Origin of the sequence: Streptococcus saliviloxodontae (assembly GCF_016908655.1) — a bacterium.
GTDB lineage: Bacteria > Bacillota > Bacilli > Lactobacillales > Streptococcaceae > Streptococcus > Streptococcus saliviloxodontae.
The window spans coordinates 16,171-39,095 of the sequence record NZ_JAFBEI010000004.1 but is presented as its reverse complement, the minus strand read 5'-3'; the positions used below and the strand labels follow the sequence as shown (position 1 = coordinate 39,095).

Here is a 22,925-nt window from a genome sequence, read left to right as displayed (position 1 = left end):
TTTTTATTTAACTGATGCATTTATTATAAGAGAAATAGCCTCAAGACTCAATAACAATTCACGCCATCGTATTGACATTTTATGCCAAAGACTTATCTTCTAGTGCCTAGAAAAAGGGGCCTCTAAAGCAATGTTACAGGCTTATCAACAACTCTATAGTTTAATGAAACAGAAATAGTACGCTTAGCTATAATACTTTCGAGAAAACATTGGCTCACATCAAAAACACCTCAGAAAAGTATTACCAAATTGTGATACTTTTCTTGAGGTACTATTGTCCTATTCTTGTTTCAGTTTACTATACCTAGCTATAAACTATCGTGATTAACCAGTTCTGACTGGATACAAGAGACTTGAATATCAGATGCTACAGCTGCCTTAAAAACTTCGTGACCTAATTGATAAGCCTTGTGGTCAATACTTGGAATACCTAAAATATTCCCAGAGACCTGCCTTTCTTGACTGACAATCAAAGGAGGAGTAGGTAGGTCACTAAAACACTGAATCAAAGCACTGGCTAAATCATCGCTATTGGCAACAATAGCATCAAACGGCTCTGCTTTTAATATCTCAAAAATCTGAAAAGCATCATCGTAAGTGGACAACCCACCAAAGGTTTTAACAGCCGCTGTCTCAAAATACTGCTCTGCATGGCGCATGGTTTCACGATAAGTTGCACTGGTCTCATCATTTCTCGAAAAGAGAAGAGCCAACTTTGTCTTAGACGCTTGTTGTAATTTGGAAAACAAGGCATCATAAGCTGGTCCTCTCTTGATATAGACGGAGGACAACCCTTTTAAAGTCGTTTCTTCAAGGACAACAATCCTACCGTAGGAGCTATATTCGGCTATCTTTTTCATAGAAATCGCTCTCGAAGTAAATACCAAAGCATCAGAAGCCTTGGCTCGCAGCTGCTCCAAATAGGCCAATTCCAAATCAGACTGATAATCAGAGGGCAAGAAAACAAGCTGGTCTGAACCTTCCAAGGCAGAATCCATCAAGCCTCGCAAGAGTTCGATAAAGTAGGGGTGTTTGGTATGCGGTACGACAACCGCAATACGATGTGTCTTACCTAAACTCAAATCTCTAGCCTGTTGGTTGGGAATGTAGTCTAGTTGTTCGATAACCTCTTGAATGACACGCCCTGCTTCTTCTGAAACATAACCTGATTGGTTGATGTAGCGAGAGACAGTTGACTTAGCGTAACCAGATACCTTAGCAATTTGACTGATAGATACCATTGAGACCTCCTTTTAAAAATGCAAGATTGCTCCATCTTATTGTACCAAATAGTTCTCCAATGCATAAGCAATCCCATCTTCATCATTAGTCAAAGTTACAGCATCAGCTCTATCTTTAATCTCCTGTCCTGCGTTCCCCATGGCAATCGCCAAGCCGACACGGTCAAACATAGGTAGGTCATTATGCCCATCACCTAGTCCAGCAACTTCTGACTTGCTCAAGTTTTCCTTTGCCAAAACAAAGTCTATCCCTGCTGATTTTTTAGCTGCCACATGGGTGATTTCCAGATAAAAAGCTCCTGACTGTTGAATACTTACACCATCCAAGCTCAAGGCTTCCAAGTTAGCTTTTAAGCGTGCCATTTCTTCAGAATCAAAAGTGATTAGCATGATTTTGTAAACAGATATTTTAGGTGCTAAATAAGTCGCTTCGTCAAGGATACAAGGTTCTTGCAAGGTCAACTGACTTTCGTAATCAATACCAGCATCTACTTTGTAACTGTACCACTTATTTTGATCATAGTAAGATTGACTTAGATTAGGAAAGGCTTGTTTGATGTGAGCTAATAAGAGGTGAGCATCTTCATCAGCTAGTGGACAGGATTTGATGACACTGACTTTATGATCAAGGTAACAATAAACCAAACCACCGTTAAAACCAACTTGAATACCTGTCAAACCAAGAGCATCAATGGCTTCTTTCATTTCCATAGGAGCACGAGCAGATACTAAGGTTACTGGAATAGCAGCCTCTCTGATTGCCTGAGCTGTTTTGTCTGAGACACGCCCCTTACTATTTAATAAAGTCCCGTCCATATCTGAAAAAATACGTTTAATCATTTTGAGTTCTCCTTCTTGATGTCCTGTCTATAGAAAGAGTATAAAGTGTGGAACGCGTTCCATGTCAAGAGCTTTTTCAAAAAAGTTAAGACAAAAAGAACCAATGACTTCAAAATAGCCTTTGGTTCTTATCTAATAAGTTATCGATTTTAAAAGACGACTCTCGTCAAATACCGTTTTCATATTCACAAAAATATGATAGTCATGTTTAGTGTTGTATTGACATTTGTGTCATCATTATCGTCTTAAACTATTTTAGAAATTACGGTTTGAATTGTTATAACCATATTTTTCAACGAAATCTTGTCGGAATTCCAAGAGATTGTCATCCATAATCGCCTGACGAACTTTTTTCATCAAATTAACAAGGAAATAAAGGTTGTGGTAACTTGTCAAACGGATACCGAAAGTCTCATCAGCTTTGAGCAAATGACGGATATAGGCACGCGTATAATTCTGACATGTGTAGCAATCACACTCTGGATCGAGCGGAGTGAAATCTTCTGCGAAAACAGCATTTTTAACAACTAAACGCCCTCGTGACGTCATACACGTTCCATTACGGGCGATACGCGTTGGAAGCACGCAGTCAAACATATCAATCCCACGGATAACGCCGTCAATAAGACTATCAGGAGCACCAACACCCATCAGATAGCGAGGTTTATTTTCAGGGAGCAACTGTGTCGTGAAATCCAGCACGGCATTCATTTCTTCGTGAGTCTCACCGACTGCCAAACCACCGATTGAGTAGCCAGGGAAGTCCATTGAGACCAAATCTTGGGCAGACTGACGACGGAGGTCCTCAAATCCTGCTCCTTGCACAATTCCAAAAAGACCTTGGTCGTGTGGACGGCGGTGAGCCTTAAGACCACGCTCTGCCCAGCGGCTAGTGCGTTCGATTGATTTTTTAACATAATCATAAGGCTGGTAGAACTGAGGACACTCATCAAAGGACATCATGATGTCAGAACCGAGATTGTTCTGAATCGAGATAGCTTTTTCTGGTGACAAGAACATCTTAGAGCCATTGAGGTGGTTTTTAAAGGTCACGCCCTCTTCTGAAATATTACGGCTATCAGCCAATGAATAAACTTGGAAACCGCCAGAGTCTGTCAAAATGGGTTGATCCCAGTTCATGAACTTATGCAGTCCGCCTGCCTTAGCCACCAAGTCATCTCCAGGTCGCAACCAGAGGTGGTAGGTATTTGCCAAGATAATACCTGAACCCATTTCCTTGAGCTCTTCGGGCGACTGTGTTTTAACGGTTGCCTGTGTCCCAACAGGCATGAACATAGGCGTTGGGAAAGTCCCGTGTGGTGTGATAATCTCACCCAAACGAGCTCCCGTGTGTTTTTCTTTTTTAATCAGACGATATTTGATTGGATAATCCGTCATGTGCACTCCTTACAGCAGGAAAAACAGTCCTGCGTTTTCTTGATTATGGCAAAGCCAATAGTCTCTATTTTATCAGAATTAGAGACGCTTGTCAGCTTGAATATGTTATAATAACACTATAAGATTAAGCAATAAAGGAGAGATTTATGAATAGAAAAGAACTCAAACAAACCGCTAAACAGCTGCTCAAAAGTTTAGATGGAAAATACCAACTCTTTCTCATCCCTATCTTATTGACGCTATTCTCTGGAGGTCTTAGCATTCAACAAGCCTTTATGGATGACAAGGTAGTCTCAGCTACAGCCTTCCCTTGGGTGATTCAACTCATTCTAGCCTTCTTTAGCGTCTCAGCCAGCATAACAATGTTAGACGTTGTTCGTTTCAAAAAACGTCAGGTCGAGATGGCTGATAGCACCAGAACCTTCTCAACTCTTTGGTTTAAAAAGTTGATTTTTCTCTTTATTGTTCGCTTCCTAATGATAACACTCTGGTCTTTACCAATTGGTATCGGTATGCTGCTAGTTGTCCTAAATGTTCCTAGCACATCTACCATCACCAATCAGGAAGTTTGGCTTATCTTGATTGGAGTCATTCTCTATCTTGTAGGACTTGTCCTTTCCATTATCAAAACCTACTCATATAGTCAGGCCGAGTTCGTCCTTTACGACCTCCTAGAGGCAGGACAAAACCAATCAAGTCTTAAAATTCTCAAGGAAAGCACTCGTCTTATGAAAGGACAAAAATTTAAACTCTTTGCGCTTGAGTTCAGCTTCATCGGTTGGTATCTTTTGATTCCTTTTACATTAGGACTCATCTTTATCTACTTGCTGCCATACCTCTATACCAGCCGCGCACTCTTTTACAATCAACTGCCGAAAACACAGGACACATCACAATAAAAAACACACTCGCAAGAGGCTAGACAAAAATGAATCATCCTTTACAATCTGACAAGTAAAGGATGATTCAATCACGTCTGGTCTCTTATTTTTGACGCTGTCACTAAGTCTTTACACCAGTATGACTAGCCTAGCACGGTGAGATCTAGCCCTTTACATTTAGGTAGTCAACCTTAAGGCAGCGATTCATGACGATATCCTGTCGTCCTGCTGCTCTTAAGACTTCTTCTGCTTCTTGGCTCTCTAAACCTAGTTGTGCCCAGAAGACAGTGGCGTCTGTTTCCAGAAAATCCTTGGCAACATCAGCTAAAAACTCCGAACGTCTGAACACATCAACAATATCAATATGTACTGGCACTTCTTGTAAATTGGCATAGGCTTTCTCACCTAAAATCTCCTGACCAGCTAATTTAGGATTAACAGGTATAATCTGATAGCCTGCATCCTGCATGACCTTGGCAACCATATAAGCAGCAGTCTCTTGACGATTTGACAAACCAACAATCGCAATCGTTTTAGCAGACCTGATATATGCTTCAATCGTACCTTGGGAAGGATTTTGAAAATGATAAGTCATAGGCATCTCCTTGTAAGTGTTTTCTTTAGTATATCATAAAGTCACATACCAAACTGTTTTTTTGCCACCATAGCTTAAAAAAGAGACCAGAACCACTGTTCTAGTCTCAATTATATCTTAATTGACTAGCCAGGCATAGAGAAACATAAGGGCTACAATCAAGAGTACTACTGCTAAAAAACCTAGCATATAACGTAATAAAAAATAAGTAAACGGAAAATTCTCTTTCATACCTTCTCCCTACTTAGCTTCATACCAAGTCTTGCCGTCATTTTCATCAGCCAAAAGTGGTACAGCAAGCTCTACGGCTGCCTGCATGGTATCTGTCACCAACTGTTTTATGACTGTCAGTTCATCATTTGGCACTTCCAGTACAATCTCATCATGCACCTGCAAAAGCATCTTAGTCGCATAGCCACCATCTTCTAGAGCCTTGTCCAAGTTAATCATAGCAATCTTGAGAATGTCAGCTGCACTTCCTTGGATAGGTGAATTGATAGCAGTACGCTCTGCAAAGCCACGCACATTAAAGTTACGAGAATTGATATCTGGCAATTCACGACGACGTTTGAAGAGGGTTTCTACATAGCCTTTATCACGTGCCTCACGCACCACTGACTCCATATAATTTTTGATACCAGGGTAGCGTTCAAAATAAGTGTCGATATAGTTCTTAGCCTGCTTACGTGTAATACCGAGGTTATTTGACAGACCGAAGTCTGAAATACCATAGACGATACCAAAGTTAACCGCTTTGGCATTTCGACGGTCGTTGGCTGTCACATCCTCTGGCTTTTCAATCCCAAAGACACGCATAGCTGTCGCCGTGTGAATATCTGCCCCCTCCTTGAAGGCCGTAATCAGATGCTCATCTCCAGAGATATGAGCCAAGACACGTAATTCAATCTGAGAGTAGTCTGAGCTTAGTAGCACGGCATTTTCCGATGAAGGGACAAAAGCCTTACGAATGAGACGCCCTTGCTCCAAGCGGACAGGGATATTTTGCAAGTTAGGATCAACTGATGACAGACGCCCTGTCTGGGTCAAATCCTGCACATAACGGGTGTGAATCTTACCATCTGCCAAGATGTAATCCTGCAAGCCCACGATATAAGTCGACTGCAGCTTGGTAATCTGACGATAATCCAAAATCTTAGCCACAATCGGTGCAATCGGTGCCAGACGCTCCAAGACATCAACTGCTGTCGAATAACCTGTCTTGGTCTTCTTAGTCATCTCAAGCGGCAAGCCCATTTCTTCAAAAAGAATTGTCCCCAACTGCTTAGGCGAATTGATATTGAATTCCTGACCAGCTAGGTCGTAGATGTCTTGTGTTAGTTTATCGATAACAGCTTGATTGCTGACTTCCATCTCCTGCAAGGTTTCTTTCTTAACAGTAATCCCTGCGATTTCCATCTTAGCTAGCACGTTTGCCAGTGGCAACTCCATGTCAAAGAGCAAAGCGGTTTGCTCCTGCTGGGCTAGCTTGTCCAAGATCACTTCCTTGGATTGCACCAAAACTTGGATTTTTTTAGCCAAATGGCTGAGCAAGACTTCTTTCTCTGGAATAGCTAGCTTAGCTCCCTTACCATAGACTTCCTCATCAGTCTCCAAAGGCAAATCGGTATAGAGTCTAGCAATGGTCGATAACTCATTGTCCTCAACTGTTGATAGAAGGTACTTAGCCAGTCTAGCATCATAGGCTGCTGTCGGCAAATCAATACCCTGATGACTGAGCAAGACCTTACTACGTTTAAAATCGTAGGTATTGATAGGTTGAGAGAGAGCTTTCTGGAAAGCCGGCTCTTTGAGAAGCTCTAAGTCCGTTGAAGCATAGATAGCGCTGCTATTTCCCCAAGCAAAGGCAATCACGTCCTCCACATGATAGTTATCACGCAAAATCTCAAAATAGAAGAAATCCTCTGAGCTGAAGTGGTCATCCCTTACTTCCTTCACTTCTTCATAGTCCACTTCAAAGCTAGCCTGAGGCTGATCGCCTGATAAACCTTTCAAGAATTGACTGAAGCCCATCTCCTCGTAAAAAGCCGTCAGCTTATCAAGGTCTGGTCCAGAAAATACAGTATCTTCCAAACCAACTGTAATTGGAGACTGGGTGTTGATTGTCGCCAAGGTTTTTGATAGGAAGGCTTGCTCCTTGTCATTGATTAGGTTTTCCTTCATCTTAGACGCCTTCATGCTATCGATATTGTCGTAGATTCCCTCTAGACTACCGTATTCGTGAAGGAGCTTGAGACCAGTTTTTTCACCAATTTTAGTGACACCTGGGATATTATCAGACTTATCTCCCATAAGAGCCTTAAGGTCAATAAACTGTTCTGGTGTCAAGCCCATTTTTTCCATCAGATAAGCAGGGGTAAACTCTTCAAACTCTGCTACCCCTTTTTTAGAAATTTCAACGACGGTATTGGCATCAGTCAGCTGGATCAAGTCCTTATCTCCAGAGACAATGGTCACATCAAAAGGAGTCTCTGTACGCTCTGCCATTTTATCCAAAGTCCCGATAATATCATCAGCTTCGTAGTTGGCAAGGTCGTAATAGGCAATCCCACGAGCTGCCAACATCTCACGAATGTAAGGAAACTGCTCGCGAAATTCCTCAGGCGTCTTGGCACGCCCCGCCTTATACTCTGAGAACATCTCCGTACGGAAAGTCGTCTTCCCCGCATCAAAAGCTACTAGGACATGGGTCGGCTGCACACGCTCCATCAGGTGATCCAACATGAGATGAAAACCATAAATGGCATTGGTATGCAGACCACTAGCATTTTTGAAACGATCAATTTGATTGTAGAGGGCAAAAAAAGCACGAAAAGCGACGGAAGAACCGTCAATTAGTAGTAATTTATTCTTGTTTTCCATAGGTCTATTATAACACAAGAAGCGCTAGCTCCTATCTTCTCAAACTTCAAAGTCAATAGGTTCTTAGAAACAAAAAAAGAGAAAACTATAAATAAAGTTAAGAAAAAAGTTTACCGTAATACACCTGCCTTCACTATGATGGCTTGGGGTTACTTTATCTTCTTTGTAGGACTTCTCTTAATTGGTCTCTACACTTTGAAAGAACCTTTGATGGTTAAGGGATATTATCTCATAGGTTGTGTTGGTTTGATTTCCTCATCATTTACAGTATCAAAAGTTGTTCGAGATAATCAGGAAGATGAAGATAGCTACAATCGTCTCCTTTCTCAACAGGACATAGAGAAATAGAGCCTGTCAATAACTTGTTTTTCAAAAAAGCAAGTTATTTTTATTTTTGATTGATTCCTACAAGAAGCTATGCTAAGATATATAGGAACCTATACAAAAGGAGACCCTTATGACAGAAACAGCTATTTCAATCTTAATAAAGCGTGCCAGCCTAGCTTTTGATAAGCAGGCTAATGAACAACTCGTCCGCATCGGACTAACCAATAGCCAATATAAAATTCTAAAATTCCTCTATCGACAACCTAGTTTATCTGTGACACAGCGTATGATCGAGCAACATTTTGACATGAGCAACCCAACAGTGACTGGCATTCTCCAAAATTTGGAAAAGAATGACTTTATATACCGTCAAACCAACCCTAAGGATGCTAGAAGTAAGGTTATCGGGCTAAGTCAAAAAACACTTGATATGACCGATGAGCTGCTAGCCTTAGGTGCAGCCATTGACCAAGAATTAACCAAAAACCTCAGCTCATCTGACAAAGAAAACCTAAAACACTTATTACAACAACTATTAGGAGATTCCCCATGCTAACCAAACAAGAGACCATCAATACTGCCAAAGAACTACAAGAAAATTTCAAAAGACTCGCCTACCCTATAGAGCAAATCGCTGAGGATACCCATATGACTACTCAAGAAATTGAAAACATCCTAGTCATGTCATACCAAGCCGCACCAGGTCAAGTATGGTGCTTGCGTGATTACCTAGAGGATATGTTAGAAAAAGAAGGCATTCCTCTCTATCCCTTCAGCCGACTAGCTGACCACTCTGCTAACCGTTGGTTTAGCTACGACACACCTTGGAGATCTTAATACCATTATGGCAAAAAACATTGACAAAAACCCACTTGGAACAGAAAAACTATCAAGCCTACTGAAAAAATTCGCCATTCCTGCTATTATCGCTAATATCGTCAATGCCCTCTATAATATTGTCGATCAAATTTTTATTGGTCAAGGCGTTGGTTACTTAGGAAATGCTGCGACCAATATCGCTTTTCCGATCACAACTATCTGCACCGCTCTAGCCCTTCTGATTGGAGTTGGGGCTGCCTCACGATTCAATATTGAAATAGGACGTGGCAACAAAACACTTGCTAAAAAGACAGTCGGAAACGCCTTTTCTTCCCTCCTTTTGATCGGAGTTACCCTCTTAATCATCATCCGACTCTTTCTTAAGCCGCTCATGATTAGCTTTGGCGCTACTGATGATATCCTTAGCTATGCCATGACCTACACTTCTATCACATCACTTGGGATTCCTTTTCTTCTCGTCTCTTCTGGTGGTAGTCCTCTTATCCGTTCAGATGGCTCTGCCAAATATTCAATGACATCTGTTGTCATCGGAGCTGTCCTCAATACTATTTTAAATCCTATCTTTATTTTTGGATTTGGATGGGGAATCGCAGGATCTGCCTGGGCAACCGTTATCAGTCAGATTATCTCTGGTTGCGCGGTAGCTATCTACCTTAAGCGTTTTAAGACTGTACAACTTGAAAAGAGCGATTTTCTGCTCAACCACAAAGTACTCCTTGCGCTTTCTGCCCTCGGTCTAACAGCTATGTTCAACAACCTATCTTCAACCATCGTTCAGATTGTGACTAATAACCTCTTGAAAGCCTACGGAAGTCAGTCTATCTATGGCAGCGATATTCCAATCGCTGTGGCTGGTATTGTTGCCAAAGTCAACATGATTTTTTCAGCCATCGTTATCGGTCTAACCCAAGGTTCTCAACCCATTGTTGGCTATAACTTTGGTGCTAAAAAACTGGACCGTGTCCACCAGTCTTACTTCCTCATCATTCGAGTAGCGACCTACATCGCCATTACTGCCTTTATCTTATTTGAAGTTTTTGCACCTCAAATTCTCTCGCTATTTGGTAATTCAAGCGAACTTTACATGACTTACGGTGTTAAATACCTTCGTGTCTTTATGGCACTTGTCTTTCTAAATGGTATGCAGATTTCAACCACAACCTTCTACACCTCCATTGGTCAAGCACAGATTGGAGCATTTCTGGCCATTACCAAGCAACTTTTGCTTCTGGTTCCTTTCTCAGTCCTATTTGTCATCAGTTTTGGGGTTGACAACATCATGTTTGCTGCCCCTGTCGCTGACCTTATCGCCTTCTTAATTTCTTTTGCACTCATTACACAAACACTTAAAAAGATGCAAAAAGAATGGCTTACCCTGCAATAACACAAAGAGAGTTTGATTCAAAATCATCAAACTCTCTTTTTATTACTCTGGTAAGATAGCAATGGCACGAACTGGTGAACCTGTTACCTTTTCCCAATGTGGAAAGGCAATACTAATCAAACTTCCTGTAGCTGGTACTTGATCAAGATTAGCTAGAACTTCCACTTGGAAAAGATCCTGCTCCAATAGATAGTACTCCTCTAACAAAGCACCATTTTTAGCAGCTCTAACCCCACTATCAGTGTCCAATGTCTCATGACCTACTGCTTTAATCTGACGCTCTTCAATCAGGAACTGGAGAGCCTCGTGGGACCATCCTGGAGTATGTTGAACACCCTGATCATCTAGATTACGAATTGCATCTTGGCTTGGCCAACGCTTATGCCAATCACTTCGAAAAGCGACGAAACTTCCAGCTTGGATTTTTCCATGTTCTGACTCAAAAGCTAACAAATCTGACTTACTGATTTCATAGTCTGGATTAGCCGCTACTTGCTCAGACAAGTCAACGACATAGAGTGGTAAAAGAAGATCTTTGAGAGCAATCTCATCCAGCCAACGACCACCTTCTACAAAATGGATAGGAGCATCAATATGCGTTCCATATTGACCAACAACTGAAATTTGCTGAACATGAAAACCATCTTTCAAAGTGAAAAGATCTTTTTTCTCCAAGGCTGGTAAAGCAGGAAAATGTGGACTAGACTCATTAATTTGATGGGTCAAATCTACCCATTTAGCCGCTTGCAAGGTTTGATATACATGTGTTAAAGTTGTCATCTGAGTTCTCCTTACTTTCTTTTTTACTCTTCTAAGAGAGAGTTTTGCTCAACAGTTTGCATGACCTAATAATAGTTCGACTAAACACCAAAGTAATCTCACTACTATACTTAAGGCACAGCCAATTAATCTTTGAGGATTACTTACGATTATAGCCAAGAAAAGCTCTGCTATCAAGCTTTATCGCTATTGAACTTTCTTATAACTAGCTATAAACCAACCTTATAGGACAACAAAAAAGCACGTCAATCTCCTCTTAGGAGATTGACGTGCTTTACAATTGATTAAGAAACCTGATCTCTCTCAAAATGAAAGGAGTCAGCGAGACTTACCTTAATTAATATTTTCCCATTTCCAATCATTAACTTCTGGAATATCATCACCATGCTCACGGATGTAAGCTTTATGGTAAGCTACTTTTTCATCCATTTCAGCAACAAAATCTGAAGCTTTGTCTCCAAGAACAGCCTGTGCTGCATCTTGTGCCAAGTGGAATCGGTCCAACTCAGACATAACACGCATATCAAATGGTGTTGTGATATCACCGTTTTCACGATAACCATGTGCACGTAGGTTATGATTACGACGTAAGAAGAAGATATCACGAATCATATCTTCATAACCATGGAAGGCAAAGATGACTGGTTTATCTGATGTAAAGACTTGATTAAACTCTTCATCTGAGAGACCTCGAGCATCAACTGATGGATGACGTAGTTTCAAGATATCTAGAACGTTGACAAAGCGAATCTTAAGTTCAGGGAAAGCCTTATGTAGGATTGAAATAGCTGCCAAAGCTTCTAAGTTTGGTTCAGTTCCTGCTGCTGCAAAGACAACATCTGGTTCTTGATCTGGACCAACATTTGATGCCCAATCAATCACTTTATAACCTTCTTTGACTAGCTCCTCTGCTTCATCTACTGAGTAGAACTGTGGGCGAGGATGTTTTGAAGTGACAATCAAGTTGATCTTATCTTCTGCTTTAAAGGCCTTATCCATGACTGCCAAGAGTGTGTTAGTATCTGCTGGTAAATACTCACGGATATACTCTGGAGTTTTTTCTGCTAGGTGAGTCAAAATTCCTGGATCTTGGTGAGTGTAGCCGTTGTGGTCTTGTTGGAACACTGTTGATGCTGCAATCAAGTTAAGAGCTGGGTAATTTTTACGCCATGTAGTATGTGTTTTTGATTTACGCAACCATTTGAAGTGTTGTGTCACCATTGAGTCTACCACACGCAAGAATGATTCATAAGAAGCAAAGAAACCGTGACGTCCTGTCAAAACATAACCTTCAAGGAAACCTTCTGCTTGATGCTCAGACAACTGTGAATCAATCACACGACCAACTGGGCTTAATGATTCATCATAGCCTGGTTCACGACGACCTAACCACTGACGATCTGTACGAGTAAATACTTCTTGCAAACGGTTTGATTTTGTTTCATCTGGACCAAAGATACGGAAATTATCTGGGTTGGCATCTACCAAATCAGCTGCATATTTACCAAACTCAATCATATCTTGAGCTTGGAAGGCACCTGGAGTCTCAATATCAAACGCAAATTTCTTCCAATCTGCTGTATCAAGCGGTTTAATGACACCAGCATTAGTGATTGGGTTCATGGCCATACGACGTTCACCCTTAGGTGAGATAGCTGCATACTCATCACGGAATTTACCTTGTTCGTCAAACAGTTCTTCGGGACGATAAGAAGTCAACCAATTAAGCAAAGCATCTAAATGTTCCATATGATGTGCATCAACTGGAATTGGCACTTGGTGAGCACGGAAACCACCTTCAATTGGTGTACCTTCCCATGATTTTGGTCCTGTCCATCCTTTTGGAATACGCGCAATCAAGACAGGGAATTTACCTTGACGTGCATCTTCTGCCTTACCTTGACGTGCATCCTCTTGAATGCGACGAATTTCTTCAACAGCCTCATCCAATTTTGCGGCAAAGAGAGCATGAGCTGCTTCGTGTACTTCAGCTACAGCCGTAATATCTGCAAAAATTGGTTTCCAGCCAAGACCTTCAAAGAAGAGGGTTAATTCTTCATCTGTTTTACGTTCAAAAATTGTTGGGTTGTGAATTTTACCACCGTTAAGATAGAAGATTGGAAGAACTGCCCCATCATTAACTGGGTTGATAAAAGTATTTGATAACCAACCTGCCATCAAAGGTCCAGTTTCACCTTCCCCATCACCGATAACTGTTGCAGCGATAACATTAGGGTTATCCAAAATAGCACCAGTTGCGTGAGATAAAGCGTAGCCTAGTTCTCCACCTTCGTGGATAGAGCCTGGCGTCTCAGGAGCAGCGTGTGAAGCAATTCCTCCTGGGAATGAGAAAATTTTACAAAGTTGTTTAAAACCTTCTTCTGTTTGTGGAATACCTGGATTCAACTCAGTATATGATCCATCTAGGTAAGAGTTGGAAACCATGACTTGCCCACCGTGACCTGGTCCTTCAATGTAAAACATATCAAGATCATATTTATTAATCGCACGGTTAAGATGAGCATAAATAAAGTTTTGTCCTGGAACAGTTCCCCAGTGACCGATTGGGTGTACTTTTAAATCGCTTTCTACTACTTCACGACGTAGCAAAGGATTGTCTTTTAAATACATTTGAGCCGCTGAGATATAGTTAGCTGCACGCCACCAAGCATCAACTTTATTTAGATATTCTTGACTATCAAAATTTACCATTTTATTAATTCTCCTCAATTATCGTTTGAGATTTTTATCACTTTTATTTTTAAAAAATACCCAGTGCCATCAATAGCGACAAAAGTCAATGTAATCAATGCCACTGGGAAACGTTAATCATTCAATTTTTACAGGTGAGTTTACAGACTCTTGACAAGGTTGACAAGATTGTCAACTGTGAAGCCATATTTCTCAATAACTTCATTAGCTGGTGCTGATGCTCCGAAAGTATCGATACCGAGAACTTTTCCATCCAAGCCTACATATTTGTACCAAGGTTGGGTTGCTGCCATTTCAACAGCTACACGGCGACGAACATTGTTTGGTAAGATTGCTTCTTTGTACTCATCAGATTGAGCATCAAAGAGGTCAGTTGATGGTACAGATACAACACGTACTTTTTCACCTTGAGCAACCAATTCTTTAGCTGCCTTGACAGCCAAGTTGACTTCAGAACCAGATGCCAAGATGATAGTGTCGAAGTCTGGTCCTGATTCATAAGTGACATAAGCTCCTTTAGCAACAGATGTGAAACTTGAGCCTTCTTCAACTTCTAAGTTTTGACGTGTCAAGACAAGAGCTGTTGGAGTTGACGCATTTGTAAGCGCATAATGCCATGAAGCCTGTGTTTCACGAGCATCTGCTGGACGAAGGACTGTCAAGTTAGGAATCGCACGAAGACCTGAAAGGTGTTCGATTGGTTCGTGGGTTGGACCATCCTCACCGACAGCAATAGAATCGTGAGTAAAGACATAAGTCACTGGAAGACCTTGAAGAGCTGATAGACGGATAGCAGCTTTAACATAGTCAGAGAATACGAAGAATGTACCACCGTAAACACGAAGTCCACCATGCAATGCCATACCATTCAAAACAGTACCCATAGCAAATTCACGCACACCAAATTGAATATTACGGTTAAGTGGGTTCTCTGCATCTTGAAGTCCATCTTCTTTGATGTAAGTCATGTTTGAGTGAGCAAGGTCAGCTGAACCACCGAGGAAGGTTGGAAGAACAGCAGCTGCTGCATTAATAGCATCTTGTGAAGAGTTACGAGTGGCTTGTGAGAAGCCATTTTCGTAAACTGGGAAATCTGCTTCAGTGATTGTCACTGGGTCTTTTCCTGCAATGATGGCATCAACCTGTGCAGCTTCTTCTGGATACGCTTGACGGTACTCATCTACCAAAGCGCTCCAAGCTTCATATGCCGCTTGACCACGATCAGCCACATTTTCTTTGAAGTCAGCATAAACTTCTTCTGGTACTTCAAACGGAGCATAGTTCCATCCAAGATTTTCACGAGTTGCTGCTGTTTCTTCAGCACCTAGAGGAGCACCGTGAACAGCATTAGTACCACCTTTAGTTGGGGCACCATGACCGATAACTGTTTTCACTTCAATCAAGCTTGGTTTAGCAGCTGCTTTTGCTTTTTCAATAGCTTTGCTAATTGCAGCAACATCTGTACCATCTTCAACAAGGGCTGTGTACCAACCATAAGCTTCGTAGCGAGCGCGGATATTTTCTGTAAAGGCATCATTTGTTTCACCATCCAAACAGATATCGTTTGAATCATAAAGAACAATCAATTTATCCAGGTTCTGTTTAGCAGCGTATGATGATGCTTCACCAGATACACCTTCCATAAAGTCACCGTCACCGGCAATTACATAAGTGTAGTGATCAAAGATGGGGAAACCATCTTTATTGTATTTTGCAGCAAGGAAACGTTCAGCTTGAGCAAAACCAACTGCTGTTGAAATTCCTTGTCCAAGAGGACCAGATGTCGCATCAACACCTTGAGTATGTCCGAACTCTGGGTGACCTGGTGTTTTTGAACCCCATTGACGGAAGTTTTTAATTTCCTCAATAGAAACATCTTCATAACCGATAAGATGAAGAAGAGCGTAAAGTAACATTGATCCGTGACCTGCTGATAAAACAAAGCGGTCACGGTTAATCCAGTTTGGAACTTGTGGCGTTACACGCACATGGTTAGTATAAAGGCTATATGCCATAGGTGCAGCGCCCATAACAACACCTGGGTGACCAGATTTTGATTTTTCAATGGCATCTACACCAAGGAATCGAATAGCATTAACTGATAGATCTGACATAATTTTTCCTTTCCAGTAACAATAAGTTTCCAATAATACTACAATACCAGTAATCAATAATGAAAGCGTAATAAAAATGTGACTACTGCTATCGTAATAAGTATCAGATACTCATTTTGCTAAAATATCCGCACATCTCGTGCGACATGCGGACTTGAATTTAAAATTAAGGGAGTATTTAATATGACTAGTTTTATTATAGAAGAGCTTTGAATTGGATATCTGAATCTTCCAAGAAGTAGTCATCAAATCCACGTGGGTGGTGGTATTCAATTCTATCTTTATCTTGTGGATAAGTGTATTTGCCGCCAACTTCCCAGATAAATGGATGGAATTTGTATTGCAAGCGTTCTTTACGCATTTTCCAAAGTTCGATGATTTCATCTGTTGAAGCCATAAAGTTTGACCAGATATCGTAGTGAACTGGGATGATAACTTCTGCACCAAGATTTTCAGCCATACGAAGAAGGTCAATTGAAGTCATTTTATCTTGGATACCGATTGGGTTATCACCGTAGTTATTGATAGCAACATCAATCTTGAAGTCGCGACCGTGTTTTGCAAAGTAGTTTGAGAAGTGTGAGTCTGCACCGTGGTAAATTGTTCCACCTGGTGTTTCAAAAATGTAGTTAACGGCTTTACTTGCCATAAGGTCATCGCTTACTGGAAGTCCTTTAAGGCTGTTGCCATTTTCTTCGTAACCATCAATTGGAAGTGTTACAAGACATGTACGGTCAAATGACTCAACTGCTGTTACTTTGATATCTTTGAATTCGAAAGTATCACCTGGTTTAACAACTTGGATACGTTCTTCTGGAACACCCCAACCTTTCCAAATATCAGCACAGCCACTTGGACCTACAAACTTAACATGGTCAAGTTTTGGATTGTTAAGGATAGCTGCTGAAGTTGAGATATCCATGTGGTCTGAGTGAACGTGTGATACAAGGTAGTAGTCAAGTTCGTTGATAGCAAATGGATCGATAACCATTGGTTGTACACGAAGGTTTGGTTGCAATTTGCGAACACCAGCCATGTTAGCCATTTGGTGACCCCAAATCATATCCTTAACTTTCTTAGTTGCTTTACCACGGTTAGCCCAAAGGTCCATAACAACATTTGCTCCACCAGGTGTTTTAATCCAAACACCACAGTTACCTAGCCACCACATGGCGAAGTTTCCTTCTGGGACAACTTCTTCTTCGATTTCTTCATTAAGCCAAGTTCCCCATTCTGGGAATGTGCTTAAGATCCATGATTCGCGTGTTATTTCTTGTACTTTGCCCATTTGTTTTTCCTCCAAATTTTGTTTCTTTATTTTTTCTACACTATTAGTATAACTCTAAAAACGCTTTCACAAAAGACCAAGAAATACACACTTTTGTGTTCAAAATTGTACTGAGTTAGACTACCAAGTTGTTACTGAACACTAAAACAAAAGTACTTGCAAAAGGTTTTGCTTCAGCATTCGATATAATATCAGAAGTGCTTGGCTGAACTTCATTCTGACTAACCGCCTTCTTCCAGTCTAACTTGACCTAGCTTTTTGTCAACTAACTTTTACGGCATAAATCGCTTAGAGACTCAATCCTTTATCTATGACTTTTTGACCACTTTAACAGCCTCTATCACTGGCTTCAACGGCACAAACTGATGACTAACCTAGGCCTCCAAAAAGAAAAGCCTGGAAACTCTTCCAGACTCTCTTATTCAGTGTTCATATAGTCAGTAGTTCGACTAAAACTAATACATTATCAAAAATGCTTAATCCAATTTATACAATCTAGTACTTAGGATATCTTCTAACAACTCACGGTTAATAAGCTTTTCAATTTGCGATTTCAAGGCATATCTATCTCTGTCATCATCAACATACTGTGTCAGTAATTTCTCCAAAGATTGCTCAAAATCTTGACCTGCTTCTTGGCCTTGCTTCTTGGCGAATCGAATCAGGCGAACCACATCATCATCTGTCAAAATAGGTGATACCGTAATCACGGGAAAATCAGCTTGAATCAAATCTCCTGTAGAGATAATAAAATCCACCTCCATCAAATCCAGAACACTTTGATACTGTTCTGTTGTAAAAACAGCATCAATATTACAATTGGGAAGATAACGATGACATTGACTAAGTAAGAGCTTCTTAATAGCAATCCCTTCATCACAAACGATGACAACGTGAGCCTTATCCTGAGTTTGATTTTGAGACTGTTTAATCTCACCGCCAATATGGATAACAAAATAAGCAACATCATCATCTGATAAGCTGATGAACCAGGCATTCTCCAAAATATCAACACAGGACGACACCATTAGAAAAAGGTTTTCATATTTTTCTTTAATATGATCTGTCAGTGGATTCCCAGAGAGAATACCGTATGTCTTGCGATACAAGAGCGCTTTACTATGTGTCATCAATTGCTTCAATAGCTCATCTTGGTGCTTGAAATGTAATTGATAGCGACTCTTCAGCGTTTCTAAAAATTGGGTGAGAACCTCACGCATACGATCATATTCTTGACTATCCAAATGGTCATCACTATCTTTTCGATAGGATAATAACAGCATTGCAATTAAACTGATTTCAATATCATCCATTTTAAGACCAAATTGGTCATGGACCCCTTTCGCAATTTCTTCAGCTAACTGATACTCTTTCTTTTGACGCGTCAAGGCAAAGTCTCTCTCCACTTCCTCTCTTTCTTGATCGGTCATGACGGTATTATGATAAGAGGCAAGCAGATAGGGTAAAATCTGTAACATAAAGCGTTTGTCTTGCGGATTCAACTTTTTACCTAATTTTTGGTTAGCAGAAGCTAGACTCTCTTTTAGGTACTGGAGCAACTGTTCTGAAAAATACTGCTCATAGCCGACAGAATCACTTAATCGTTCCTCAACGATATCAATAAAATTACGACTCCCTTTGGTGTAAATCTCAAAAAGTAAACGATAAATATACTGAATCTTAGATAAAGGGTGACAATCCAGAAAGTATCCTCTAGCCTTTGTTACTTGAAGTCGAATACTGTACTCTTCTAAACTTAATTTATTACGAATAGTATTCAAGTCATTCAGAACCGTATTACGTGATAAAAAAGTCAGCTGCATCAGACGCTCAATAGTCACGCGCTCCATTGAAATGGCAATAAAGATTTCTATCAGTTGTAGCCTTTCTTCAATACTCATCACATAACTATCATCATGCAGATCATCTAGTATCGCTTGACAAGCCTGTTTTTGCACTTCCGTCAGTACGATACCAATCCTTGGAAAGGAAATAATCGGGTCTATATCAGACGGTAAAGCTTCATTAATTTTATCCAGATGATAATAGATTTTACGTCGAGATTGATTCAAGTGCTTAGAGATAGCCATTATGGTCTCTGGTTCTTCTAATTTTATCAAATAAGCCAGTAGATCATAGCTTTTATTATCAAGTAAAATCACATTATCTCTCCTAATCTGAAAAGGTTTCCATTTAATCAGTATATCATTTTTTTAAATGAATTCAAATACTCCTAAGGTTAGGAAATCAAAAAGCCGAGGCTAATCCCACTAGGATAATCTAGCTGATGAAATAGTCTCGACTTTCGATGTTCTTAATCTAACCAAGATAACGGGCTACGTCTGCTTTTAATTGTTCAAATGATGCTGGGTATTCAAAAGCTACCGCATCTAGATGTGAGAATTGCTCTTCTAGGGCTTCAATATCAATCAAGCCGTCATAGTAGCTAGCAATCTTAGGCTGACCGTCTTCCAACTGATAGTTTTTACAATGTAAGTAGCTTGTGACAGGCTCAAGCTGCTCTCTTGCTTCCTCAATAGATTCACTCACCCAAATCCAATTTGCCGTATCAAACACAAAGCGGATAGGTAAGCCTGCTTGTTCAACCAATTTCATGATATGCTTACAGTTGGCAAGACTGGCATGACCAGGCGTCTGATTATTTTCAAGACGAAGACCAATCGGACCATCAAGAATATCTTTGAGGCTTTCTAGCTCCACCAAACTGACTTGACTAGCATCACCGATATTTAACTTAATAAAAGGGGCACCTAGAATCTCTGCCTCTTCAAAAAGAGTCGCAAGATTTGGATTGATCTTATTGTTCACAATAAGATCCTCATTGACACTAAAATAGAGCTTAATCTGCTTTTGGTCAGCTTCTTGACGAATTTCTGTAAGTTCCGTTTCACCATTTTTTAGAAACTCACGTCTCACCTCAAATGCATGAAGACCGAGTTCTGAAACCTTATCTAAAAACTCAATCTGACGATGACCTTTATTTACGTCATCCAAAAAGGCAATACTATTAATGATTAAATCACTTCTGTTTACCATATCTTCTCCTTATACATGTTCAAGCTCTTGCAACGACTGCCAAACAGGACTCATCGCAGCAAGCAATTCTTTATAAACCTGGTACTTCTTATTATACACGGTCATTTCTGAATTGTTAGGTTCAAAACGCTCTTTGACTCTGACCATCTTATCAACAGCATCCTCTAGGCCCAATCCTGACTGCGCTTGAAGACTAGCAATCGCTCCTCCTAATCCACCTAGCTCTGTCCCCTCAACTACCTCGATTGGGGTCTGAAGAATATCTGCAAAAATCTGCATCCAAGCCCTAGAATTAGTTGCTCCACCTGTTAAACGAATCGTACTTGGTTTTTGACCACGTGTCTCAATCAAATCCTCAATGTGTTGTCTGTGTGCAAAGGCAATTCCTTCATAGACAGCTCTAATCATTTGAGACTTGCTTGAACTTGTCTTCAAACCAAAGAAGCACGCGCTAGCATCCTGACCTGTTGTTGAACCATATAAGAATGGAAAGAAAATCAAAGGTTGATAGGATGCGTCTGTCTCTTCTAGAAAAATTTCCAAACTATCATAAATAGACTGACCTGCTTCTTTCGCATTTCTCATCTCTTCGGACATTAACATCCTAAGCATGGCATCTAAATTGCCTGCAGATGTTGGACTACTTGCCTCTACAAGGAAATCTCGATTGGGAAAGTATGAGTTCATTTGACCACTAGCTTTTCCAGCTGCAGTCTTACTAGGATAGGTATTGATATTCCAAGTCCCCGCAATCACACTAAAGGTCTGGTCGTCTAAAACCCCTGAACCAATAGCACAGGCATCAATATCAAACAGACCACCTACAACTGGAGTTCCTACCGCTAAACCAGTCTGATGGGCTGCTTCCTCAGAGACTCCTCCTACAATTTCAGCGTAGTCAACTAAGTCAGGAAGGGCCGCACGCATTTCTGGGATACCAAAGAAATCAAATATCCTATCGTCATAAGTTCCCGTTCGAAAATTGATCCAGTGATTACCCGAAGCATCCCCAAATTCTTGGTTAATACGTCCGGTTAATTTAAATCGAACGTAGTCTTTAGCAGATAGTACCGCACCAATCTCTTGGTAAATTTCAGGTTTATTTTCTTTTAGCCAAGCTAGGAGAACTGGATTTTGGACACCAACCACATGTTGCTGTGTTAGAGGCCAAATTTGAGCTATATTTTCTTCAAAATGCTTAGCTAACTCCTGTGCCCTACCATCTGTCGACAAAATACCTCTAGTAAATTCTCGTCCATTCTTATCCAATAGGTAAAGCCCCTTACCATGCCCAATACAAGCTACCCCAGCAATCTCTTCAGGAGCAATTGCTGCCTTACCAATTACAGAACGAATGGCCTGGCTAATCGCTCTCCAAGTCTCTGCAAGGTCAACCTCACGCTGACCGCTAACTTCTTCAATTTTTAGAGTTGCAAAGGCAGAAACGGCGATTTGATTTCCTTTATCATCAAATATGATGGCCTTAGTGTTTGTTCCCCCATAATCAATACTCAAAAAATACGTCATCTCAATCTCCTTATACAAAAAGATGCAAGTTTCAACGAAACCTGCACCTTAATCATCTTAGTATAGATTCAAGTCTTTTGTGACAGGATCTTCTGCATTTCTAATAGCTTCAACATTTTCTGGTTTGAAGTAAACACGCTGCGCATTATTGTAGAAGATATCTTCTAGCTCTTCTTGGCTAAAGATATCAACTGCTTCCAACCAAGTTGCCAATTCTTCATAGGTATTGAAGGTCGATGACCATGGTGAATCAGTTCCCCAAATAAGACGTTTTGCTCCTAGAACTTCTTTTGCTATTTGGATATTCTTTTGTGAGTTAGGGAATGGGAATGACTCTGGAGAATCGATATCTTGAATTGCTGAAATGTCTGTGTAGATATTATCATAATCTTGCCACATTCTAAGGTCATTACGCAAACGATTTGGTGTCGCAGCATGTGGGAATGACAAGTGACAAACAACAAAATCCAACTCTGGATAAGCTTTTGCAAGGTTAGGGAAGGCTTGTGGTTGGTGGCTAATTTGGTCATAATTACCATAGTCCACTGTCACAACAAAACCTGGATAATCAGATAGGTAATTTAGGATTCGAGATACGTAAGGATCTGTATCCAAACGGAACGGTGCATTACTACGGTAACCATGGATACCACCACCTTGGCTGATTTCAAACTTGATAGCACGGAAACCAAGGACATCGACATAACGTTCGACAATCTTCATTGCATTATCAGCATAGGGGTCCACTGAGAAAGCTCCGATGAAGCGTTCTGGATAACGTTTAATCGATAAGTAAGTATAGTAATTTTGGTAACCATTCAAATGACCTTGAAGGATAACAGCTTTTTCAACACCATTTTCATCCATGAGTTTCATAAATGATTCTGCTGTAAAGTCTTTGTCACCATATCCATCTGGAATCAATTTCAAGAGATCACCATCATCCCAAATACTGTAGCCATTACCTAGGGCTGTATGACGTCCTTTTCCGTTAAAACCTGCAACTTCTTGTAAAATATGAGCGTGTCCATCAATTTTTTTCATGATAATTTCCTCCGATA

The 22,925-nt window shown here is 40.5% G+C and carries 18 protein-coding genes; 5 read left to right on the top strand and 13 right to left on the bottom strand.

The window, feature by feature from the left end:
- Positions 1-308: 308 nt before the first annotated feature.
- The 3 genes from JOC31_RS01425 to tgt form a co-directional block, all read right to left on the bottom strand.
- On the bottom strand, positions 309-1,241 hold the full coding sequence (locus JOC31_RS01425) for a LacI family DNA-binding transcriptional regulator (RefSeq protein WP_205016442.1): 933 nt from the start codon (positions 1,239-1,241) through the stop codon (positions 309-311).
- A gap of 36 nt (positions 1,242-1,277) precedes the next feature.
- Complete coding sequence (locus JOC31_RS01420) at positions 1,278-2,081, bottom strand: Cof-type HAD-IIB family hydrolase (protein WP_205016441.1); 804 nt, start codon at positions 2,079-2,081, stop codon at positions 1,278-1,280.
- Between the two features lie 255 nt (positions 2,082-2,336).
- Positions 2,337-3,479 (bottom strand): tRNA guanosine(34) transglycosylase Tgt, encoded by a 1,143-nt coding sequence (gene tgt / locus JOC31_RS01415; protein WP_205016440.1) that lies wholly within the window; start codon positions 3,477-3,479, stop codon positions 2,337-2,339.
- Positions 3,480-3,625: 146 nt separating this feature from the next.
- On the opposite strand from tgt, the gene JOC31_RS01410 reads away from it, so the two are divergent.
- Entirely contained in the window at positions 3,626-4,378 is a 753-nt protein-coding gene (locus tag JOC31_RS01410) for a DUF975 family protein (protein ID WP_205009715.1), read from the top strand.
- A 145-nt stretch (positions 4,379-4,523) separates the two neighbouring features.
- On the opposite strand, the gene JOC31_RS01405 is transcribed toward JOC31_RS01410, so the two are convergent.
- Together JOC31_RS01405 and polA are read right to left on the bottom strand one after the other, a co-directional pair.
- Positions 4,524-4,955 (bottom strand): CoA-binding protein, encoded by a 432-nt coding sequence (locus JOC31_RS01405; RefSeq protein WP_205009716.1) that lies wholly within the window; start codon positions 4,953-4,955, stop codon positions 4,524-4,526.
- Between the two features lie 240 nt (positions 4,956-5,195).
- Entirely contained in the window at positions 5,196-7,835 is a 2,640-nt protein-coding gene (polA, locus tag JOC31_RS01400; RefSeq protein WP_205016439.1) for a DNA polymerase I, read from the bottom strand.
- 87 nt (positions 7,836-7,922) lie between these two features.
- On the opposite strand from polA, the gene JOC31_RS01395 reads away from it, so the two are divergent.
- From JOC31_RS01395 to JOC31_RS01380, 4 genes are all read left to right on the top strand, one after another.
- Positions 7,923-8,183 carry a YiaA/YiaB family inner membrane protein gene (locus JOC31_RS01395; RefSeq protein ID WP_338058824.1) on the top strand — a complete coding sequence of 87 codons (261 nt, stop codon included), beginning with the start codon at positions 7,923-7,925 and terminating at the stop codon, positions 8,181-8,183.
- Between the two features lie 109 nt (positions 8,184-8,292).
- Positions 8,293-8,718 carry a MarR family winged helix-turn-helix transcriptional regulator gene (locus JOC31_RS01390; RefSeq protein WP_205016437.1) on the top strand — a complete coding sequence of 142 codons (426 nt, stop codon included), beginning with the start codon at positions 8,293-8,295 and terminating at the stop codon, positions 8,716-8,718.
- Entirely contained in the window at positions 8,712-8,999 is a 288-nt protein-coding gene (locus JOC31_RS01385) for a DUF2316 family protein (RefSeq protein ID WP_205016436.1), read from the top strand. The genes JOC31_RS01390 and JOC31_RS01385 overlap by 7 nt, the downstream gene beginning before the upstream one ends.
- Before the next feature lie 7 nt (positions 9,000-9,006).
- Positions 9,007-10,386, top strand: a complete 1,380-nt coding sequence (locus JOC31_RS01380) for an MATE family efflux transporter (RefSeq protein WP_205016435.1) — start codon at positions 9,007-9,009, stop codon at positions 10,384-10,386.
- Between the two features lie 42 nt (positions 10,387-10,428).
- Here JOC31_RS01380 and JOC31_RS01375 read toward each other — a convergent pair whose 3' ends face one another.
- The 8 genes from JOC31_RS01375 to JOC31_RS01340 all read right to left on the bottom strand — a co-directional run bounded on the left by JOC31_RS01375 (position 10,429) and on the right by JOC31_RS01340 (position 22,908).
- Positions 10,429-11,166, bottom strand: coding sequence for a cyclase family protein (locus tag JOC31_RS01375; protein WP_205016434.1), 738 nt, complete (start codon positions 11,164-11,166; stop codon positions 10,429-10,431).
- 333 nt (positions 11,167-11,499) lie between these two features.
- Complete coding sequence (locus tag JOC31_RS01370) at positions 11,500-13,878, bottom strand: phosphoketolase family protein (RefSeq protein ID WP_205016433.1); 2,379 nt, start codon at positions 13,876-13,878, stop codon at positions 11,500-11,502.
- 140 nt (positions 13,879-14,018) lie between these two features.
- Positions 14,019-15,992 carry a transketolase gene (gene tkt / locus JOC31_RS01365; protein WP_205016432.1) on the bottom strand — a complete coding sequence of 658 codons (1,974 nt, stop codon included), beginning with the start codon at positions 15,990-15,992 and terminating at the stop codon, positions 14,019-14,021.
- A gap of 196 nt (positions 15,993-16,188) precedes the next feature.
- The gene (gene ulaG, locus JOC31_RS01360; RefSeq protein ID WP_205010140.1) at positions 16,189-17,280 is read right to left on the bottom strand and encodes an L-ascorbate 6-phosphate lactonase; all 1,092 of its coding nucleotides are present in this window, start codon (positions 17,278-17,280) and stop codon (positions 16,189-16,191) included.
- A gap of 476 nt (positions 17,281-17,756) precedes the next feature.
- Positions 17,757-19,442 carry a PRD domain-containing protein gene (locus JOC31_RS01355; protein WP_205016431.1) on the bottom strand — a complete coding sequence of 562 codons (1,686 nt, stop codon included), beginning with the start codon at positions 19,440-19,442 and terminating at the stop codon, positions 17,757-17,759.
- 157 nt (positions 19,443-19,599) lie between these two features.
- The gene (locus JOC31_RS01350) at positions 19,600-20,337 is read right to left on the bottom strand and encodes a sugar phosphate isomerase/epimerase family protein (protein WP_205016430.1); all 738 of its coding nucleotides are present in this window, start codon (positions 20,335-20,337) and stop codon (positions 19,600-19,602) included.
- Positions 20,338-20,346: 9 nt separating this feature from the next.
- Complete coding sequence (locus JOC31_RS01345) at positions 20,347-21,864, bottom strand: FGGY-family carbohydrate kinase (protein ID WP_205016429.1); 1,518 nt, start codon at positions 21,862-21,864, stop codon at positions 20,347-20,349.
- Positions 21,865-21,921: 57 nt separating this feature from the next.
- Positions 21,922-22,908, bottom strand: a complete 987-nt coding sequence (locus JOC31_RS01340) for an amidohydrolase family protein (protein ID WP_205016428.1) — start codon at positions 22,906-22,908, stop codon at positions 21,922-21,924.
- Positions 22,909-22,925: the final 17 nt, after the last annotated feature.

Excerpts from the sequence above, each read along its gene's own strand:
- polA (WP_205016439.1), bottom strand. The coding sequence starts at position 7,835 with ATGGAAAACAAGAATAAATTACTACTAATTGACGGTTCTTCCGTCGCT.
- tgt (WP_205016440.1), bottom strand. The coding sequence starts at position 3,479 with ATGACGGATTATCCAATCAAATATCGTCTGATTAAAAAAGAAAAACAC.
- JOC31_RS01385 (WP_205016436.1), top strand. The coding sequence starts at position 8,712 with ATGCTAACCAAACAAGAGACCATCAATACTGCCAAAGAACTACAAGAA.
- ulaG (WP_205010140.1), bottom strand. The coding sequence starts at position 17,280 with ATGGGCAAAGTACAAGAAATAACACGCGAATCATGGATCTTAAGCACA.
- JOC31_RS01425 (WP_205016442.1), bottom strand. The coding sequence starts at position 1,241 with ATGGTATCTATCAGTCAAATTGCTAAGGTATCTGGTTACGCTAAGTCA.
- JOC31_RS01390 (WP_205016437.1), top strand. The coding sequence starts at position 8,293 with ATGACAGAAACAGCTATTTCAATCTTAATAAAGCGTGCCAGCCTAGCT.
- JOC31_RS01410 (WP_205009715.1), top strand. The coding sequence starts at position 3,626 with ATGAATAGAAAAGAACTCAAACAAACCGCTAAACAGCTGCTCAAAAGT.
- JOC31_RS01380 (WP_205016435.1), top strand. The coding sequence starts at position 9,007 with ATGGCAAAAAACATTGACAAAAACCCACTTGGAACAGAAAAACTATCA.
- JOC31_RS01420 (WP_205016441.1), bottom strand. The coding sequence starts at position 2,081 with ATGATTAAACGTATTTTTTCAGATATGGACGGGACTTTATTAAATAGT.
- JOC31_RS01345 (WP_205016429.1), bottom strand. The coding sequence starts at position 21,864 with ATGACGTATTTTTTGAGTATTGATTATGGGGGAACAAACACTAAGGCC.
- JOC31_RS01350 (WP_205016430.1), bottom strand. The coding sequence starts at position 20,337 with ATGGTAAACAGAAGTGATTTAATCATTAATAGTATTGCCTTTTTGGAT.
- tkt (WP_205016432.1), bottom strand. The coding sequence starts at position 15,992 with ATGTCAGATCTATCAGTTAATGCTATTCGATTCCTTGGTGTAGATGCC.
- JOC31_RS01405 (WP_205009716.1), bottom strand. The coding sequence starts at position 4,955 with ATGACTTATCATTTTCAAAATCCTTCCCAAGGTACGATTGAAGCATAT.
- JOC31_RS01340 (WP_205016428.1), bottom strand. The coding sequence starts at position 22,908 with ATGAAAAAAATTGATGGACACGCTCATATTTTACAAGAAGTTGCAGGT.
- JOC31_RS01370 (WP_205016433.1), bottom strand. The coding sequence starts at position 13,878 with ATGGTAAATTTTGATAGTCAAGAATATCTAAATAAAGTTGATGCTTGG.
- JOC31_RS01375 (WP_205016434.1), bottom strand. The coding sequence starts at position 11,166 with ATGACAACTTTAACACATGTATATCAAACCTTGCAAGCGGCTAAATGG.